This window comes from Nocardioides dokdonensis FR1436, from assembly GCF_001653335.1.
In the GTDB taxonomy this organism is placed as follows: domain Bacteria; phylum Actinomycetota; class Actinomycetes; order Propionibacteriales; family Nocardioidaceae; genus Nocardioides; species Nocardioides dokdonensis.
In genome coordinates, this window is the sequence record NZ_CP015079.1 from 191,544 (window position 1) to 208,146 (window position 16,603).

At 71.6% G+C, this 16,603-nt stretch carries 17 protein-coding genes; 8 read left to right on the forward strand and 9 right to left on the reverse strand.

The window, feature by feature from the left end; genetic code table 11:
• Positions 1 to 32 precede the first annotated feature (32 nt).
• From I601_RS00870 to I601_RS00880, 3 genes are read right to left on the reverse strand one after another with little or no spacing between them, the layout of a single operon-like run.
• The gene (locus tag I601_RS00870; protein WP_237089517.1) at positions 33 to 1,052 is read right to left on the reverse strand and encodes an adenylate/guanylate cyclase domain-containing protein; all 1,020 of its coding nucleotides are present in this window, start codon (positions 1,050 to 1,052) and stop codon (positions 33 to 35) included.
• The gene (locus I601_RS00875; RefSeq protein ID WP_068105255.1) at positions 1,049 to 1,552 is read right to left on the reverse strand and encodes a PH domain-containing protein; all 504 of its coding nucleotides are present in this window, start codon (positions 1,550 to 1,552) and stop codon (positions 1,049 to 1,051) included. Before I601_RS00875 ends, I601_RS00870 begins: the two co-directional genes overlap by 4 nt.
• 36 nt (positions 1,553 to 1,588) lie before the next feature.
• Positions 1,589 to 2,404, reverse strand: coding sequence for a biotin--[acetyl-CoA-carboxylase] ligase (locus tag I601_RS00880; protein WP_084526973.1), 816 nt, complete (start codon positions 2,402 to 2,404; stop codon positions 1,589 to 1,591).
• A 69-nt stretch (positions 2,405 to 2,473) separates the two neighbouring features.
• On the opposite strand from I601_RS00880, the gene I601_RS00885 reads away from it, so the two are divergent.
• The 4 genes from I601_RS00885 to I601_RS00900 all read left to right on the forward strand — a co-directional run bounded on the left by I601_RS00885 (position 2,474) and on the right by I601_RS00900 (position 6,653).
• Positions 2,474 to 4,093: an acyl-CoA carboxylase subunit beta gene (locus I601_RS00885; RefSeq protein WP_068105257.1), complete on the forward strand. Its 1,620-nt coding sequence runs from the start codon at positions 2,474 to 2,476 to the stop codon at positions 4,091 to 4,093.
• Positions 4,090 to 4,302 carry an acyl-CoA carboxylase epsilon subunit gene (locus tag I601_RS00890; RefSeq protein ID WP_068105258.1) on the forward strand — a complete coding sequence of 71 codons (213 nt, stop codon included), beginning with the start codon at positions 4,090 to 4,092 and terminating at the stop codon, positions 4,300 to 4,302. Before I601_RS00885 ends, I601_RS00890 begins: the two co-directional genes overlap by 4 nt.
• Positions 4,303 to 4,437: 135 nt before the next feature.
• Positions 4,438 to 5,922 carry a glycosyltransferase family 2 protein gene (locus I601_RS00895; protein ID WP_068105259.1) on the forward strand — a complete coding sequence of 495 codons (1,485 nt, stop codon included), beginning with the start codon at positions 4,438 to 4,440 and terminating at the stop codon, positions 5,920 to 5,922.
• Positions 5,919 to 6,653 carry a hypothetical protein gene (locus I601_RS00900; protein WP_068105260.1) on the forward strand — a complete coding sequence of 245 codons (735 nt, stop codon included), beginning with the start codon at positions 5,919 to 5,921 and terminating at the stop codon, positions 6,651 to 6,653. Before I601_RS00895 ends, I601_RS00900 begins: the two co-directional genes overlap by 4 nt.
• A gap of 13 nt (positions 6,654 to 6,666) precedes the next feature.
• Here the strand turns inward: I601_RS00900 and I601_RS00905 are convergent, their stop codons facing one another.
• Positions 6,667 to 7,623 (reverse strand): response regulator transcription factor, encoded by a 957-nt coding sequence (locus I601_RS00905; RefSeq protein WP_068105261.1) that lies wholly within the window; start codon positions 7,621 to 7,623, stop codon positions 6,667 to 6,669.
• A gap of 50 nt (positions 7,624 to 7,673) precedes the next feature.
• A complete protein-coding gene (locus I601_RS00910; RefSeq protein WP_169834647.1) occupies positions 7,674 to 8,678 on the reverse strand; it encodes a glycoside hydrolase family 6 protein in 1,005 nt (334 codons plus the stop codon).
• A 38-nt stretch (positions 8,679 to 8,716) separates the two neighbouring features.
• Between I601_RS00910 and I601_RS00915 the strand changes: the two genes are divergently transcribed.
• Complete coding sequence (locus I601_RS00915; protein WP_218917728.1) at positions 8,717 to 9,334, forward strand: Maf family protein; 618 nt, start codon at positions 8,717 to 8,719, stop codon at positions 9,332 to 9,334.
• Here I601_RS00915 and I601_RS00920 read toward each other — a convergent pair.
• Genes I601_RS00920 through I601_RS00930 form a run of 4 tightly spaced genes read right to left on the reverse strand, consistent with a single transcriptional unit; the run spans position 9,258 to position 12,627 of the window.
• Positions 9,258 to 9,863 carry a GtrA family protein gene (locus tag I601_RS00920; RefSeq protein ID WP_068105263.1) on the reverse strand — a complete coding sequence of 202 codons (606 nt, stop codon included), beginning with the start codon at positions 9,861 to 9,863 and terminating at the stop codon, positions 9,258 to 9,260. The two genes, I601_RS00915 and I601_RS00920, sit on opposite strands and share 77 nt — an antisense overlap.
• Positions 9,864 to 9,884: 21 nt before the next feature.
• A complete protein-coding gene (locus I601_RS00925) occupies positions 9,885 to 11,066 on the reverse strand; it encodes an acyl-CoA dehydrogenase family protein (protein ID WP_068114107.1) in 1,182 nt (393 codons plus the stop codon).
• 32 nt (positions 11,067 to 11,098) lie between these two features.
• Positions 11,099 to 11,236 carry an MFS transporter small subunit gene (locus tag I601_RS21015; RefSeq protein ID WP_157519798.1) on the reverse strand — a complete coding sequence of 46 codons (138 nt, stop codon included), beginning with the start codon at positions 11,234 to 11,236 and terminating at the stop codon, positions 11,099 to 11,101.
• Entirely contained in the window at positions 11,233 to 12,627 is a 1,395-nt protein-coding gene (locus I601_RS00930) for an OFA family MFS transporter (RefSeq protein ID WP_068105264.1), read from the reverse strand. The genes I601_RS21015 and I601_RS00930 overlap by 4 nt, the downstream gene beginning before the upstream one ends.
• A gap of 185 nt (positions 12,628 to 12,812) precedes the next feature.
• On the opposite strand from I601_RS00930, the gene I601_RS00935 reads away from it, so the two are divergent.
• Genes I601_RS00935 through I601_RS00945 form a run of 3 tightly spaced genes read left to right on the forward strand, consistent with a single transcriptional unit; the run spans position 12,813 to position 16,591 of the window.
• Complete coding sequence (locus I601_RS00935) at positions 12,813 to 14,600, forward strand: acetyl/propionyl/methylcrotonyl-CoA carboxylase subunit alpha (RefSeq protein ID WP_084526979.1); 1,788 nt, start codon at positions 12,813 to 12,815, stop codon at positions 14,598 to 14,600.
• Between the two features lie 21 nt (positions 14,601 to 14,621).
• A complete protein-coding gene (locus tag I601_RS00940) occupies positions 14,622 to 15,104 on the forward strand; it encodes a PH domain-containing protein (protein ID WP_068105267.1) in 483 nt (160 codons plus the stop codon).
• Entirely contained in the window at positions 15,101 to 16,591 is a 1,491-nt protein-coding gene (locus tag I601_RS00945; RefSeq protein ID WP_084526981.1) for a PH domain-containing protein, read from the forward strand. The genes I601_RS00940 and I601_RS00945 overlap by 4 nt, the downstream gene beginning before the upstream one ends.
• Positions 16,592 to 16,603 lie beyond the last annotated feature (12 nt).

Sequence of the window (16,603 nt, forward strand, 5' to 3'; positions counted from 1 at the left end):
GTGACGTGGGTCACCCGCCGGGTCCGCGGTCCTCAGTGCCGGCGTACGGCGACCGGCTCGACGATGCCGAACCCGCGCACCGGTCGCGCGGCCATCCGCCGACGCTCGAACTGATCGACCGGCAGCAGCGCCGCGGTCGCCTCGTCGGTGATGATCCGGTTGCGCCGGGCCACGTTGGTGAGCCGGGCCGCCATGTTCACCGGCGGCCCGAAGACGTCGCCGAGCCGCAGCACCACCGACCCGGTGGCGAGCCCGACCCGCACGTCCGGCATCCGGGGGTCGCGGCCGATGACGTTGATGATCCCCTCGGCGATGTCGTAGGCGCGCAGCGGATCGTCGTTCACGAAGAGCACCGAGTCGCCGATGCTCTTGATGACCCGGCCGCGCTGGGTGGCCACGACATCGGCGCAGCGCATCTCGAAGAGCTCGACCAGGTCGCCGATGCGTTCCTCGGTCAAGGTGTTGGACAGCGCGGTGAAGCCGACGATGTCGGCGAACCCGACGCTCAGCTCGACGGTGTGCAGGTCCTCGTCGTCGGCGGCCAGGGCCTCGATCCGGGCGGCGGCCGCTGCCAGGTGGCGTCGCCACGCGTAGATCAGCAGCTCCTCGAAGGGACCGCTGAGGTCCTCGACCAGCTGCAACGCAGCGTCCACGCGGGTGCCCGACGGCACCGGTCGGTCGGCGTCGGCCTGGCCGTGGATCTGCTCGACGCGCTGGACCAGCGCCGTGACCTCCCACTCGGCGAGGCGCGCCATCGTCTGGCCCAGTGCCCGCGTCATGTTCACGGCCATGTCGTCGTCGAGCACGCCGCCGTCCATGACCTTGCGCAGCGTTGCGATCGCCTTCGCGTCCGAGGGCAGGAAGGCGACCACGTTGTCGTCGTGCTCGGGGAAGCCCAGCGCCCGCCACAGCCGTCGGGCCTGCTCGGAGCTGATGTCGACCGAGCGGGCCACCTCGCTCCCGGTCAGGGCCGGCTTGTCGCCGAGGATCGCGCTCTCCAGGTCGCTGTGCGAGATCCGCATCGGGCGCGGCGTCGGCTCCTCGTCGCTCACGCGCCCTCGCCCCGACCCGAGTGCCCGTGCAGCAGCGCGTTGAGCCGGCGCTGGACCTCCTCCACCCGGGGGATGTCCGGCAGGCTCACCTGCCCGTGGGTGCTGGCGTCGCTGACGACCAGCGTGCCGCAGCCCAGCATCCGGTCGATCAGGTGCAGCTCGACGGCCACGTCGCTGATCCGCGAGATGGGGATGTCGTGCCCGCGCCGGGTGAGGACACCGGTGCGGGTGATCAGTCGACGGTCGGTGAAGGTGTAGCTGCCGGTCAGCCACACCAGGAACGGCCAGAGGACGAAGCGCAGCACCCCGAGGGCCACCACGGCCCACACGACCCAGGCCACCACCCGCCCACCGTCACCGCTGGTGCGCACCTCCACGAAGCTGCCCAGGGCCAGCAGCAGCACGAGCACGAGCAGGGGCAGCAGCAACGCCTTGGGGTGGGTGCGGGTGGAGACGACCACGTTCTCGCCGTCGTTGAGCAGGCTCCGGTTGATCGGCACGTCGCTGATCCTCTCACCCGCGGGCGTGCTGTGTCCTCAGCGTCGACGCACGTGCACCACGTCGCCGGCGGAGACGGCCACCGGCTGCTCTCCCCCGGCGTCGACCAGCAGCCGGCCCTGGGCGTCGATCCCGACGGCGTCGCCCTCCAGCGGCCCGGTCCCCGGCAGCTCGACCCGCACCGGCTGCCCGAGCGTCACGCAGGCGTCGGCGTACGCCGTCCGCAGCCGCCGCGCCGCCGGCTCGCCGCCGCGCTGCCAGTCGTCGTGGCCCGCGCGCAGCGTGTCCAGCAGACCCAGCAGCAGACCGGTCCGGTCGGGGACCTCGAGCCCGCGGCGCTCCGCCTCGACCAGCAGCGAGGTCGCGGTCGGGACCGGCAGGTCGGCGGCCGGCAGCCGCACGTTGAGCCCGACGCCGACCACGGCGGCGGGGCCGGACGGCGTCGCGACCAGCTCGACCAGGATGCCGGCCACCTTGCGGTCCGCGATCAGCACGTCGTTGGGCCACTTCACCCCGGCGGGGAAGCCGGCGGCGTGGAGCGTGCCGGCCACGGCGTGCCCGGTGAGCAGCGGCAGCCAGGGCCACCGGTCCGCCCCGACCGTGGGGCGCAGCAGCAGCGAGAAGGTCAGGGCGGAGCGGGCCGGGGTGTGCCACACCCGGTCGAGCCGCCCGCGCCCGGCACGCTGGTGCTCGGTGACCACGACCAGTCCCTCCGCGGCTCCGGCGCGGGCCCGGTCGGCCACGATGGCGTTCGTCGAGGCGGCTTCCGGGACCACCTCGACACCCGCTCCGGACAACCGGTGGACGTCCAGCGGCTCGTCGAGGGGTGGGCACTGGCTCGGCACGTCGCTCACGGGCACTACATTGACGCACGAGCAGACGGAAGGGCCACACGGACGGGCCCAGTCAGGAGGCCGGATCACGTGAGTGCACAGCCAGGCGAGGGCACCGAAGTCCCGCAGGACATCGATCTCCACACGACGGCGGGCAAGCTCGCCGACCTGGACCGACGGTTGGACGAGGCCGTCCACGCCGGATCGGCGAAGGCGGTCGAGAAGCAGCACGCCAAGGGACGCCAGACCGCCCGCGAGCGCATCGAGATGCTCTTCGACGAGGGCAGCTTCGTCGAGCTCGACGAGCTCGCACGGCACCGGTCCACGGCCTTCGGGCTGGAGAAGACCCGTCCCTACGGCGACGGCGTGATCACCGGCTACGGCACGATCGACGGCCGCCAGGTGTGCGTGTTCTCCCAGGACTTCACGGTCTTCGGCGGCTCGCTCGGCGAGGTCTACGGCGAGAAGATCACCAAGGTGATGGACCTCGCCATCAAGACCGGCTGCCCGATCATCGGCATCAACGAGGGGGCGGGCGCGCGCATCCAGGAGGGTGTCGTCTCGCTCGGGCTCTACGGCGAGATCTTCCGCCGCAACGTGCACGCCTCGGGCGTCATCCCGCAGATCTCGATGATCATGGGCAACTGCGCCGGCGGTCACGTCTACTCCCCCGCGGTCACCGACTTCACCGTGATGGTCGACAAGACCTCCGCGATGTTCATCACCGGACCCGACGTCATCAAGACGGTCACCGGCGAGGACGTCTCCATGGAGGACCTCGGTGGTGCGCGCACGCACAACACCAAGTCGGGCAACGCCCACTACATGGGCGCCGACGAGGAGGACGCCATCGAGTACGTCAAGGCGCTGCTGGGCTACCTGCCGCAGAACAACCTCGACGAGCCGACCGTCTACGACGACCCGGCAGACACCGAGTTCACCGACCTCGACCGCTCGCTCGACACGATCATCCCGGACAGCCCGAACCAGCCCTACGACATGCACGACGTGATCCGGGCGGTGCTGGACGACGAGGAGTTCCTCGAGGTCCAGGAGCTCTTCGCGCCGAACCTCATCATCGGCTACGGCCGGGTCGAGGGCCGGCCCGTGGGCGTCGTGGCCAACCAGCCCATGCAGTTCGCCGGCACCCTCGACATCGACGCCAGCGAGAAGGCCGCACGCTTCGTGCGCTTCTGCGACGCCTTCAACATCCCGGTCCTGACCTTCGTGGACGTCCCCGGCTTCCTGCCCGGCACCGACCAGGAGTGGAACGGCATCATCCGGCGCGGCGCGAAGCTGATCTACGCCTACGCCGAGGCCACGGTCCCGCTGATCACGGTGATCACCCGCAAGGCCTACGGCGGTGCCTACGACGTGATGGGGTCCAAGCACCTCGGCGCCGACATCAACGTCGCCTGGCCGACCGCCCAGATCGCCGTCATGGGCGCCCAGGGCGCGGCCAACATCGTGCACCGCAAGACGCTGGCCGAGATCGAGAAGGCAGGCGGCGACGTCGAGGCCCGCCGGGCCGAGCTGATCGACGAGTACGAGACCACGCTGGCCAACCCCTACATCGCGGCCGAGCGGGGCTACATCGACGCGGTCATCGCCCCGCACGAGACCCGCCTCGAGATCGTCCGGGCCCTGCGCCTGCTGCGCTCGAAGCGGGAGACGCTGCCGCCCAAGAAGCACGGGAACATCCCGCTGTGAGCAACGACCAGCGCCCGGCGCTGCGGATCGTCAACACCGACGCCACGGCGGAGGAGGTGGCCGCGGTCGTGGCCGTCCTCTCCGCCCTCGGCGGCGGTGCGGCGCCCGCACCGCGCCGCACCCCCGCGTGGTCGGCGCCCGCCCGCGGCGTACGCCGCCCGCTGCTGCACGGGCCCGGCGCCTGGCGCGCCAGCGCGCTCCCGCGGTGAGCGCACCGAGCCGTTCGTCTTGAGCAACTCCCGCGCCAATCTTTGGTCAAACCCGCCTCCGACCTTGAGCCACGGCGGGCAGACTCCAGGGACGACGCCCCGGTCCGAGGGTGTCGGACGACGGGAGACCAGCACATGAGCGACGACCTCGGGGCCGACCACCGGCTCGAGACCGGCCGCGGCGCCCCCCAGGGTTTCGTGCAGCGGCCCGACCCGGGGCTGGAGGCCTACGCCGAGGACTTCCTCGACCACCTGGACTCCATCCCGACGACGCGCGCCACCGTGGGCTGCATCATCCCGGCCTACAACGAGGCCGAGACGATCGCCGGCGTCCTGGACTCCCTGCTCCAGCAGACGCGGCTGCCCGACGTGGTCCACCTGATCGTCAACAACACCAGCGACGAGTCCGTGGAGATCGCCAGCCACTACGCCGGCCCGCACACCCGGATGACGCCCACGGGTGAGCAGAGCACGGTCGTCTACGTCCACGACATCGGCAAGAACCCCGACAAGAAGGTCGGGGCCCTCAACTACGGCTTCTCCCTGGTCGAGCACATGGACTTCCTGCTCGGGGTCGACGGGGACACCACCCCCGAGCCCGACGCGATCCAGCACCTGGTCGACGAGATCGAGAGCGACGACCGCATCGGCGGCATCTCGGCGATCTACTCCATCGACGACTCCGCGCTCGACGGGCTGATGTCGAAGTTCCTCATCGCCGGCCAGCGCGCCCAGTTCTCCGCCTTCAACATGCAGAACCTGCTCAAGGGCCGCAACATGGCGGTGCTCGGCGGCCAGTTCTCGATCTTCTCGGTCCAGGCCCTGCGCGACGTGATGCGCGACAGCCACCAGCGCACCCCGTGGGTCAGCGACTCCGAGGTCGAGGACTCCCTGCTGTCGCTGCAGATCAAGTCGGCCGGCTACCTCACCAAGATCTCCGCGCGGGCCCGGGCCCACGTGGGCGGGATGAGCACGCTGCGCTCGCTGGACGCCCAGCAGGTGAAGTGGAACTTCGGCGCGATCGACCTGATGTGGCCCGGCCAGCGCGGCGACACCAAGGGCCAGCCGTTCCACCCCAACCTGCGGCTGCGCTGGTTCGAGCACATGTCGATGGTCATCAACATGACCACCCGGTTCCTGTTCGTGGTGCTCCTGGGCTGGTCGCTCTCCCTGGGCGCCTTCGTGTTCAGCCCGCTGTGGCTGGTCCCCCCGGTGGCCGCGGTCTACCTCAACTTCCGGGTCGCGCACTCGATGGCGTTCCGCAACCGGCGCGACTACCTCTTCGTGCTGCTGGTCTTCCCGGCCGAGATCTACATGATGACCCGGATGGGCCACTTCGTCCGGGCCTGGTTGAAGTTCTTCTCCAAGCAGCAGACCGACAACTGGGCCGCGCAGGCCAAGGCCGAGCGCGGCAAGGGCGTGGCCTGGATCTACCCCTTCGTCTTCGCCGCCGTCCTGTTCGCCGGCCTGTACGCCGGCTGGGTCTACGGCCCGCTCGACGTCGACCAGAAGTCCGACGTCCTGGCCATCGGCTGGCCGATCCTCGGCGTCATCACCGTCCTGCAGACAGCATGGATGATCATCAAGGCCAGCAGGCGCTACCGGGGGTTCAAGGCATGACGTCGCACCGCACCACGAGGACCCCGCGGGTCCGTCTCCTCGCCGCCGCCCTGGCGCTCGCCACGTCGGCGGGACTCAGCGGCTGCTCCCTCCTCGACCGTGGCGGGGAGCCTGTCGAGGCGCAGCCGACCGCGAGCCCGACCGAGAAGCTGTACGACTCCCAGTTCACCCGGGACGGCACCTTCCAGAGCCACATCTCGGTCGACGGTGCGTCCGGGATCGACTTCGTCTACACGCTCTACCCCACCAAGTCGACGCCGCGCACGAACGAGTGGTACGCCCGGGGGTCGAAGTTCTTCTCCTTCACCTTCCAGGCCTACGACCTGGACCGAGCCATCCGCGCCCCCTTCGCGACCAAGCGCAAGGTCTACCTCGACCGCATCAAGGTCGCCTCGCGCACGATCACCGCGGGCGGCGGGAAGCCCCAGCAGCCCTACCGGCTCGACGCCGAGGCGCGCGACGTCACCTTCGACCCGCAGCCGCTGAGCACGACGTACGGCATGCTCATCACCTCGCCCAAGGGCGCCTTCGAGCTGCGCAACCAGAAGATCAAGGGCACCTCGAAGGACACCCGCGGCATCGAGCTCATGTTCACCGCGACGGTCTCGATCCAGGAGAGCCCGGGCAGCAGCCGGTTCATCCAGCGCACGGTCAAGCAGACCGTGCCGATCGCGATCTTCGAGTCGGACGAGAAGACCGACAGGGCGAAGATCCCGGTCAACGCCAACTAGGGCCGGGCGCCGCTCAGAGCGGGTCGGCGAGCCGGTAGCCCACGCCCCGGACCGTCTCGACGTAGCGCGGGTTCGCGCTGTCGTCACCGATCTTGCGGCGCAGGTTGGCGATGTGGACCTCGACGGAGCGCTTGTCGGCCTCGTTGACGAAGTACGACGTGACGTACTGCTGCCCGCGCATGGTCAGCACGAGGTCGGCCTTGCTGCGGACCCGACGCCCGGTGCTGAGCAGGGAGGCGAGCAGGTCGAACTCGGTGCGCGTGAGCTCGACGCCGGCACCGCCAACGGTGACGCTGCGCGTCTCGTTGTTGAGCGCCAGACCGTTGAACCGCACCCAGGAGCCGTCGGCGGCGGCACCGCCGTGGTCCACGTGCGGGGGCGGTGCGACCGCGTGCAGGTGTGCGGGGACCGGCACCGGCTCGGCGGCCGGTGCCGCCTCGGGGATCGGTGCCCGGGCCGGCGGCAGCGCGCTGACCGATCGCGGCGGCAGGGCCTGCTCCTGGAGGTCACGGGCGGCCTGGGCGGCCCACGAGTCCGGCTCACGGGCGGGAGCCGGCTCGACGGGGGCGCTGGGACCGGTGGGCTGGTCGACTCGCTCGCGCGGGCGCCGCAGCATCGAGTCGGCCCGCGCGCGCAGCTCGCGGGGACGGAACGGCTTGACGAGGTAGTCGTCGGCGCCGGCCTCGAACCCCTGGACCACGTCGATCTCGTCGGCCAGCGCCGTGATCATGATCAGGTAGGTGTTGCTGAACTCGCGCAGCCGCTTGGCGGCCGCGAACCCGTCCATGCCGGGCATGTTCACGTCGAGCGTGGTGATCAGCGGGTCGTGCTGGCGCACGGCCTCGATGCCACTCGGCCCGTCCTCGGCCAGGACGGTGCGGAACCCGGACTGGGTCAGCACGATGTCGATGAGGTCGCGGACGTCGGGGTCATCCTCGATGATCACCGCGGTCCATTCGTCCGCTGTCATGGGGGGAGACTAACAACGTCCCACCCGGCTGCGTGGCACCTGTCCGGACTTCAGCGCAGAAGGCGCAGCGCACCCTCGGCCCAGAACTCCCCGGCCGGCGGCCCGCCGCCGCAGGTGCCGTCGGACTCCCCCGGGGGTTTGACCCACAGGTAGGCGTCCAGGCCCGATCCGTCGTCGACGAACCCGGGCCGCTGACCCAGCGTCGACTCCGGCGGGTTGCACCACTCGTCGGTGGCCCCGTTCCCGTTCCGTCCCCGGTCGACGACCCAGTGCTGCGCAGCGGGCAGCAGCTCGTCGAGCGTGCGCGCGTAGGCCTGCTCGTCAGCGTCGCGCTGGTAGTTGGCCACGTTGGTCGCGAACCCGCGCACGCGGGCCACGCCGACCTCCTCGAGCATCCGCGCCATCGCCCGGGCGGGGATCCAGTCGGAGTGCCCCGCATCGACGTACGTCGTCACGCCGGCGTCGGCGAGCAGGTCGACGGCCGCGCCCAGCTGGTCGACCCGCTCGTCACGCCGTCCGCACTCCTCGGCCGTGGCCAACGCGTCCGGCTCCAGCACCACCACCGCCGGCCCGACGGCGGTGCCGAGCGCGGCAGCGACCTCCCCCACCCAGACGGGGTAGTCCTCCGGGGGCAGGCCACCGGCCGAGAGCAGGCCGGCGCAGTCGCGCTCGGGCACGCCGTACAGCACCAGCAGGGGCACCTCGTCGCGCTCGTCGGCGCTGCTCACGAGCCCGGTGACGTAGGCGCCCACCGCCCCGATCGGGTGCTGCTCGGGGGTCAGCCAGATCCCGGACGGGACGGAAGCCAGCTCGTCGAGCCGGTCGGCGAGCTCGAGGTCGCCGTCGGCGCGGGCCCGGGTGGCCGCGGCCCGGGCCTTCGAGTCGGGATCGACGTACGTCGCCCGGTCGGCGAAGTGGTTGCGCCCCTGGGGTCCGGGCGCGAAGGGGCCCACCTCGAGGCCCCGCACCACCAGGACCGCTGTGACCGCCAGGAGCGCCAGGGCCACGAGTGCGGCGACGGCGACCAGGGCCGGAGCAGGGCGGCGAGCGGGCACGGGAGCATTGTGCCAACCCACGTCATAGGGTGCGCCGGGTGACCACCGACTCCCCCGTGCTCGTGCTCGGCTCCGCCTCCCCCGCCCGTCTCGAGACCCTGCGGCGCGCCGGCGTCGAGCCCGTGGTGGTCGTCTCCGGCGTGGACGAGTCGCAGGTCGCCGACCTGGCTCCGGCCGCGCTGGCGGGGGCCCTGGCCCGGCTCAAGGCGCTGGCCGTCGTCGATCGGGCGGAGGTGCCCCCCGGCGCCCTGGTGCTCGGCTGCGACTCGGTGCTCGAGCTCGACGGGCAGGCCTTCGGCAAGCCCGCGGACCCCGCCGAGGCGGCCGCCCGGTGGCGCACCATGCGGGGTCGCTCAGGCGTGCTGCACAGCGGCCACAGCCTCCACGACACCGCCAGCGGTGCCAGCGCCGAGGCGACGGTCTCGACGACCGTGCACTTCGCCGAGGTGAGCGACCGCGAGATCGCCGACTACGTGGCGACGGGCGAGCCGTTGCACGTCGCCGGCGCCTTCACCATCGACGGGTTCGGCGGCGCCTTCATCACCCGCATCGAGGGCGACCACCACAACGTGGTGGGCCTCAGCCTGCCCCGCCTCCGAGAGCTGGTGGCGGAGTTGGGCCACTCCTGGACCGGTCTTTGGTCGCCTGCTCGCTGAGCGGGGCCCCCGGCACCTCGTCGCCCTCCGGGCCCAGACCCGGGTCGAGGGGCCGCGCCGACTCCGCGGGGTAGATGTCGCCGAGGTTGATGGGGCGGCGGAAGACCAGGGTCCGGAAGAGCCAGAACCGCGCGGCCACGCCCAGCGCCAGACCGATGACGTTGGCGGCGATGTTGTCGCTGAGGGGGTCGTCGAGACCGAGCAGGTCGCGGCTGACGAAGAGGCACAGCACCGGGATGGCCATCGTGACCACGTTGATCACCACGAACGCCGATCGACCGCCGTCGGCGTGCCGGGTCGGGCGGTCACGGAAGGCCCACTGACGGGTGCCGCGGTAGCTGATGACCATGCCCACGGTGTTGGCCAGCACGTAGGCCAGGATCGGCTTGTCGTCGAGCAGCGCGTGGGCGCCGGTGTTGAAGCCGTGCACCAGCAGGTTGAACAGGACCAGGGCGACGATCGTCGCCAGCCCGCCCACGGCGAGGAAACGTCCGGCCTCGCTCAGGAGACGCTGGCGGCGAGGACCCATGCGCTGAAGGTTATCGCCGGGTCACTCGACCGGGAGGCCGAGCCCCCGGGCGATCAGCATCCGCTGCACCTCGGAGGTGCCCTCACCGATCTCGAGCACCTTGGCGTCACGGTAGAACCGCGCCACGGGGTACTCCTCCATGAAGCCGTAGCCGCCGAAGACCTGGGTGGCGATCCGGGTCGCGGTGACCGCGGACTCGGTGGTGTAGAGCTTGGCGACGGCCGCGGCCTGCTTGAACTCCTGGTACGGCGCACCGGCGTCCTTGAGGGCCGCAGCGCGGTAGGTCAGCATCCGCGAGGCGTGCAGCATCACCTCGAGGTCGGCGATCTGGAAGGCGACGCCCTGCTTGCGCCCGATGGGACCGCCGAACGTCTGGCGCTCGCCGGCGTACTCGACGCTCATGTCGAGGCAGGCCTGGATGCAGCCGACCGACAGCGCCGAGATCGCCACCCGCCCGTCGTCGAGCGTGGCCAGGAACTGCGCGTACCCCCGCCCCCGCTCACCGAGCAGGTTCTCGGCCGGCACCCGGCACGACTGGAAGCTCAGGGGGTGCGTGTCGGAGGCGTGCCAGCCGAGCTTGTCGTAGGCCTTCTCGGCGGTGAAGCCCGGCGTCCCGGCGGGGACCATGATCGTGGAGATCTCGGGCCGACCGTCCTCGCGGGTGCCGGTGCGCGCGGTGACGGTGACCAGCGAGGTGATCTCGGAGCCGGAGTTGGTGATGAACTGCTTGGAGCCGTCGACGACCCACTCGCCGCCGTCGAGCACGGCCTTGGTGCGGGTGGCGCCGGCGTCGGAGCCGGCACCGGGCTCGGTCAGCCCGAAGCCCGCGAGCTCCTCCCCCGCGACGAGGGCGGGCAGCCACTGCTTCTTCTGGTCCTCGGTGCCGTAGGTGAGCACCGGGTTGATGCCCAGCCCGACCGCGGCCTGCAGCGTGATGCCCATCGACTGGTCGACCCGCCCGATCTCCTCGATCGCGACGCAGAGGCTGGTGAAGTCGCCGTCCTCGCCGGCGCCGCCGTACTCCTCGGGGGAGGTGAGCCCGAAGAGGCCGAGCGCGCCCATCTTGCGCACCACGTCGATCGGGAAGTGGTGGTCGCGGTCCCACTGGGCGGCGTGCGGGGCGATCTCGGCGGCGGCGAACTCGCGCACGCTCGCGCGGAACTCCTCGTGCTCGCGGGACAGCTCGAAGGCAGTGGTCGTCATGTCCGCCATGCTACCCACGAGGTTAGCGGTTGTTAACCCGAGAAGAGGGCCGACGCCCGGCGCAGGGTCTCGACCAGCCCGTAGGCCAGCGGGATGCCCACCAGGGTCCAGGCTGCCGCGATCCTCATGCTGTGGCTCTCAGGCTGTCCCTCGTGCTGCTCGGCGCTCATGCGCTGCTCCTCTCGTGCTCGCCGGACGTGCGGGAGCCGGGCTCGTGGAACTTCTCGGCCACCGGTCGGATCATCAGGTTGGCCACGAAACCCACGACCAGCACGCCCACCATCGTCAGCAGCGCCGGGCGGTAGTCGCCGGAGACCAGCTTCCCCGGTTCTCCCTGGGCGTCGAGGAAGGCGTTGACGATCAACGGCCCCGCCACGCCCGCGGCGGCCCACGCTGTCAGGAGCCGGCCGTGGATGGCGCCGACCTCGAAGGTGCCGAAGAGGTCGCGCAGGTAGGCCGGCACGGTGGCGAAGCCGCCGCCGTAGAAGCTGATGATGATGCCGGCCAGCGCCACGAAGACGATCGTCGACGTCGATCCGCCCAGCGCCAGCGCCAGGTAGAGCACCACGCCCACACCGAGGTAGATCATGTAGATCGGCTTGCGACCCACCTTGTCGGATGTCGTGGACCACACGAAGCGACCGGCCATGTTGCAGATCGACAGCACTCCGACGAAACCACCCGCCGCGGCCGCGCTCACCGCCGACGTGCCGCCCTCGCGGAAGAAGTCCTGGATCATCGGGGAGGCCTGCTCGAGGATGCCGATGCCGGCCGTGACGTTGCAGAACAGCACGGTCCACAGCAACCAGAACTGCGGGGTGCGGATCGCGTTGTTCGCCGAGACGCTGGCGTCGGTGACCATCGCGTCCTGCGATGCCGCGGGGTCGTAGCCCTCCGGCGACCAGTCGTCGGCGGGGACCCGCACGATGAGGGCACCGAAGAGCATGAAGGCCAGGTAGACCAGGCCCAGGGTCACGAACAGCGCAGACACCGCGCCCCCGCTGGCCACCGACCCCGGGTCAGAGGAGTCGTAGCCGGAGTCGTAGAGGGCCATCAGCCGGCCGCTGACCGGGCTGGCGACCATGGCGCCGCCGCCGAAGCCCATGATCGCCATGCCGGTGGCCAGCCCCGGCCGGTCGGGGAACCACTTGATGAGGGTGGAGACCGGGGAGATGTAGCCGATGCCGAGCCCGATGCCGCCGAGCACGCCGTACCCGAGATAGACCAGCCACAGCTGGTCGGTGCTGATGCCGAGCGCCGCGACCATGAACCCGGAGGACCAGAACACCGCGGCCGTGGCCATCGCGGCACGCGGGCCGTTGCGGTCCACCCACGTGCCGAACACCGCCGCCGACAGCCCCAGCATCACGATCGCCAACGAGAAGACGAAGCCGATCTGGGTCAGCGTGGTGTCGAAGTGGGCTACCAGCGCGCTCTTGTAGACGCTGGTGGCATAGACCTGGCCGATGGACAGGTGGACGGCGAGCGCCGCCGGTGGGATCAGCCACCGGGAGTAGCCGGGTCGAGCGACGGTGCGCTCGCGCGAGAGGACTGCCAGCACCTGGGTCTCCTGACGGACGACGGGGTCGGAAGCGACGCAGTCCTGACTACCGCCCGCGGACGGGCCGCCGACACACCCCCTGGTAGGTGCTGGCCCGGCTGTCCACGAGACGAGGCGGGCGCACGACCCCCCGGTCACCTACCCCTAGACTCCGAGCACCGTGCAGTCGTGAGCTAGGAGCCAGGGTGTCGCAAGTCAAGCCGTTGCAGAAGGTCCTGATCGCCAACCGTGGCGAGATCGCAGTCCGGGTCGTCCGGGCCTGCAAGGACGCCGGCATCGGCAGCGTTGCCGTCTACGCCGAGCCCGACCGGGACGCCGTCTTCGTCCGGATGGCCGACGAGGCGCACTCCCTCGGGGGCGCGACGCCCGCGGACTCCTACCTCGACATCGCGAAGATCATCGCGATCGCGCAGAAGACCGGCGCCGACTCGGTGCACCCCGGCTACGGCTTCCTGGCCGAGAACGCCGACTTCGCCCAGGCCGTCCTCGACGCCGGGCTGGTCTGGATCGGGCCCCCGCCGGCCGCCATCGAGGCCCTCGGCGACAAGGCGAAGGCCAAGCACATCGCCCAGCGCGCGAACGCGCCCCTGGCACCGGGCACCAAGGACCCCGTCAAGGACGCCGACGAGGTCGTCGAGTTCGCGAAGGAGCACGGTCTGCCCGTCGCGATCAAGGCCGTCTTCGGCGGCGGCGGACGCGGCCTCAAGGTCGCCCGCACCCTCGAGGAGATCCCCGACGCCTACGAGTCGGCCGTGCGCGAGGCCATCAGCGCCTTCGGTCGCGGCGAGTGCCTCGTGGAGAAGTTCCTCGACCAGCCGCGCCACGTCGAGACCCAGTGCCTGGCCGACCAGCACGGCAACGTCGTGGTCGTCTCGACCCGCGACTGCTCGCTGCAGCGCCGCCACCAGAAGCTCGTAGAGGAGGCGCCCGCACCGTTCCTCACCGACGACCAGGTCGCCCGGCTCTACGAGTCCTCCAAGGCGATCCTGCGCGAGGCCGAGTACGTCGGTGCCGGCACCTGCGAGTTCCTCGTCGCCAAGGACGGCACCATCTCCTTCCTCGAGGTCAACACCCGCCTCCAGGTCGAGCACTGCGTCTCCGAGGAGGTCACCGGCATCGACCTGGTCCGCGAGATGTTCCGCATCGCGGCCGGCGAGGAGCTCGGCTACGACGACCCCGAGGTGCGCGGCCACTCGATCGAGTTCCGCATCAACGCCGAGGACGGCGGCCGTGGCTTCATGCCCGCTCCCGGCACCCTCTCGGCCTGGGCGCCGCCGCAGGGTCCGGGCGTGCGCGTCGACGGTGGTTACGAGAACGGCGAGACCATCCCCGGGTCCTTCGACTCCCTCGTCGCCAAGCTGATCATCACCGGTTCCACCCGCACCCAGGCGCTGGAGCGCTCGCGTCGCGCGCTCGACGAGTTCGTCGTCGACGGCATGCCGACCGTGATCCCCTTCCACCGCACCGTGGTGCGCGACCCCGCGTTCGTGGGCGCCTCCACCCCGTCGGGCGAGGGCGCGTTCGAGGTCTACACGACCTGGATCGAGACCGACTTCGACAACCAGATCGAGCCGTACGCCGGCGCCAGCGCCGAGGCCGACGAGCCGGAGGAGCGCCAGAAGGTGGTCGTCGAGGTCGGCGGACGCCGCCTCGAGGTCGTCGTGCCTGCAGGCCTGGGCGGTCTGGGCGGCGGCGGCGCCGCCGGGGCGAAGAAGCCCAAGCGTGCGGCGGGCAAGAAGGCCGGCGCGGCCGCCAGCGGCGACGCCGTGGCCAGCCCGATGCAGGGCACCGTGGTCAAGGTCGTCGTCGAGGAGGGCCAGGAGGTCGCCGAGGGCGAGACCGTCGTGGTCATCGAGGCGATGAAGATGGAGCAGCCCCTCAAGGCGCACAAGGCCGGCACCGTGACCGGGCTCAGCACCGAGGTCGGTGCGACCGTCACCAACGGCGAGGTCGTCTGCGAGATCAAGGACTGAGGCGTCCGTAGGCTCTCGGGCATGGCCGACCTCCGCGACCCCGCCCACCGGGTCAGCCCGCGCGCCCGGCTCCTGTGGATCCTCGAGGAGGTCGTCGGGTCCGCGCTGGTCGCCGCAGCGCTGCTGGTCGCCACGCTCGGCTTCGACCTGTTCGACCTGCGGTGGTGGATGGTCTCGCTGCTGGTGGCGCTGCCGGTCCTCTACGTGCTGGTGGTGCCGCAGTGGCGCTACGCCGTGCACCGCTGGGAGGCCACGGAGACGGCCGTCTACACCCAGACCGGGTGGTGGTCGCGGGAGCGACGGATCGCACCGATGTCCCGCATCCAGACGGTCGACTACGCCCAGGGCCCGCTCGAGCGGTTGCTCGGCCTGGCCGACGTCACCGTCACGACCGCCTCCGCCGCCGGCGCGCTGACCATCTCCGCGCTCGACCGGGACACCGCGCTGCGCCTGGTCGACGACCTCACGCTGCGCGCTGACGCCGTCGCCGGCGACGCCACGTGAGCGCGCTCGAGCCCGACCCGACCACGTGGCAGCGCCTGGACCGGCGGATGCTGCTCGTCCACCCGTTGCGCGAGCTGCTCCGGTTCCTGCCCTTCGTCCTGGGCCTGCTGGTGTTCGGATCCACGACCGACGGCCCGGTCTGGCTGCGCTGGGAGCTGCTCGGCGTCGCGGTGCCGGTCGTCCTGGGCCTGCTGCGCTACCTGACCACCTCCTACCGCATCCTGGACGGCAGGGTGGAGCTGCGCCGCGGTCTGCTCCAGCGCCACGTCCTGACCGCCCAGCTCGACCGGGTGCGCACCGTCGACACCACCGCCACGCTGCTCCAGCGGCTCCTGGGCCTGGCCAGCGTCAAGATCGGCACCGGCAGCGCCGAGCAGGACCTCGACCTCGACGGACTGCGCGCCACCCGCTCGCGGGCGCTGCGCGCCGAGCTCCTGAGGGAATCCACCGAGACACCTCCTGCCGTGGAGCAGGGTGAGCTCGTCGTACCTGCCCCGGCTCCCCCGCCCACGAGCCGAACCGTCCTGCAGCTCGACCCCTCGTGGGCGCGCTATGCGCCCCTGACGGGTACCGGCCTGCTCATCGCCGGCACGCTCATCGGCGTCTGGACCCAGCTTCCCGGACCCCTGCGGCTGGACCCCAGCGGTCTCGCCTCCAGCGGGCTGGGTGGTCCCCTGCTGGCCCTGGTCGGCATGGTCGCCCTGGCAGTGGTCGTCTCCGGGCTGGCCGTCGGCGGCTACCTGGTGAACAACTGGGGCCTGGTGCTGCGCCACGAGGCGACACCCACCGGCGGCACCTGGCACCTGAGCCGTGGTCTGACGACCACGCGCGAGACCAGCGCCGACGACGAGCGCGTGGCGGGGGTCAGCATGACCGAGCCGCTGGGGCTGCGGCTCGCCGGCGCCGCGCGGCTCGAGAGCATCGTGACCGGGCTGAGCGGAGAGGGCCAGAGCGCGATGGAGCTGTCGCCGCCCGCACCGCGGACGGTCGTGGCCGGCGTCGCCGGCGAGGTGCTGGGCCGCCCCGCCCCGCCCACCGTGGCGCTGGTGCGCCACGGTGCCGCCGCCGTACGCCGCCGTTGGACCCGCGCGGTGCTGCCCCCGCTGGTGCTCGGCGCGGGGTGCGTGGCGCTCGTCCTCACCGGCACCACCGGTGCGTGGCCGCTCGTGCCGGCCGTGATCGCCCCGCTGCTGGGCGTGCTGCTGGCCGTCGACCGGTCCCGGGCGCTGGGCCACGCGCTCGTCGAGGGCCACCTCGTGGCCCGCAGCGGCAGCCTGCTGCGCCGTCGCGACATGCTCGACACCACCCACGTGATCGGCTGGAACCTGACCGCGACCTGGTTCCAGCGCCGCGCCGGCCTGACGACGCTCGTCGCCACCACGGCGGGCGGGCGGCAGTCCGTCCGCCTCCTCGACCTGCCCGAGGCCCGGGCCGTGCAGCTGGCCGACGCCGCCGTGCCCGGTCTGCTCGCTCAGTTCCGTCACTGAGACGGGGCAGAC

Coding starts and splice junctions, on each gene's coding strand:
- I601_RS00895 (WP_068105259.1), top strand. CDS start 4,438: ATGAGCGACGACCTCGGGGCCGACCACCGGCTCGAGACCGGCCGCGGC.
- I601_RS00900 (WP_068105260.1), top strand. CDS start 5,919: ATGACGTCGCACCGCACCACGAGGACCCCGCGGGTCCGTCTCCTCGCC.
- I601_RS00905 (WP_068105261.1), bottom strand. CDS start 7,623: ATGACAGCGGACGAATGGACCGCGGTGATCATCGAGGATGACCCCGAC.
- I601_RS00920 (WP_068105263.1), bottom strand. CDS start 9,863: ATGGGTCCTCGCCGCCAGCGTCTCCTGAGCGAGGCCGGACGTTTCCTC.
- I601_RS00925 (WP_068114107.1), bottom strand. CDS start 11,066: ATGACGACCACTGCCTTCGAGCTGTCCCGCGAGCACGAGGAGTTCCGC.
- I601_RS21015 (WP_157519798.1), bottom strand. CDS start 11,236: ATGAGCGCCGAGCAGCACGAGGGACAGCCTGAGAGCCACAGCATGAGG.
- I601_RS00940 (WP_068105267.1), top strand. CDS start 14,622: ATGGCCGACCTCCGCGACCCCGCCCACCGGGTCAGCCCGCGCGCCCGG.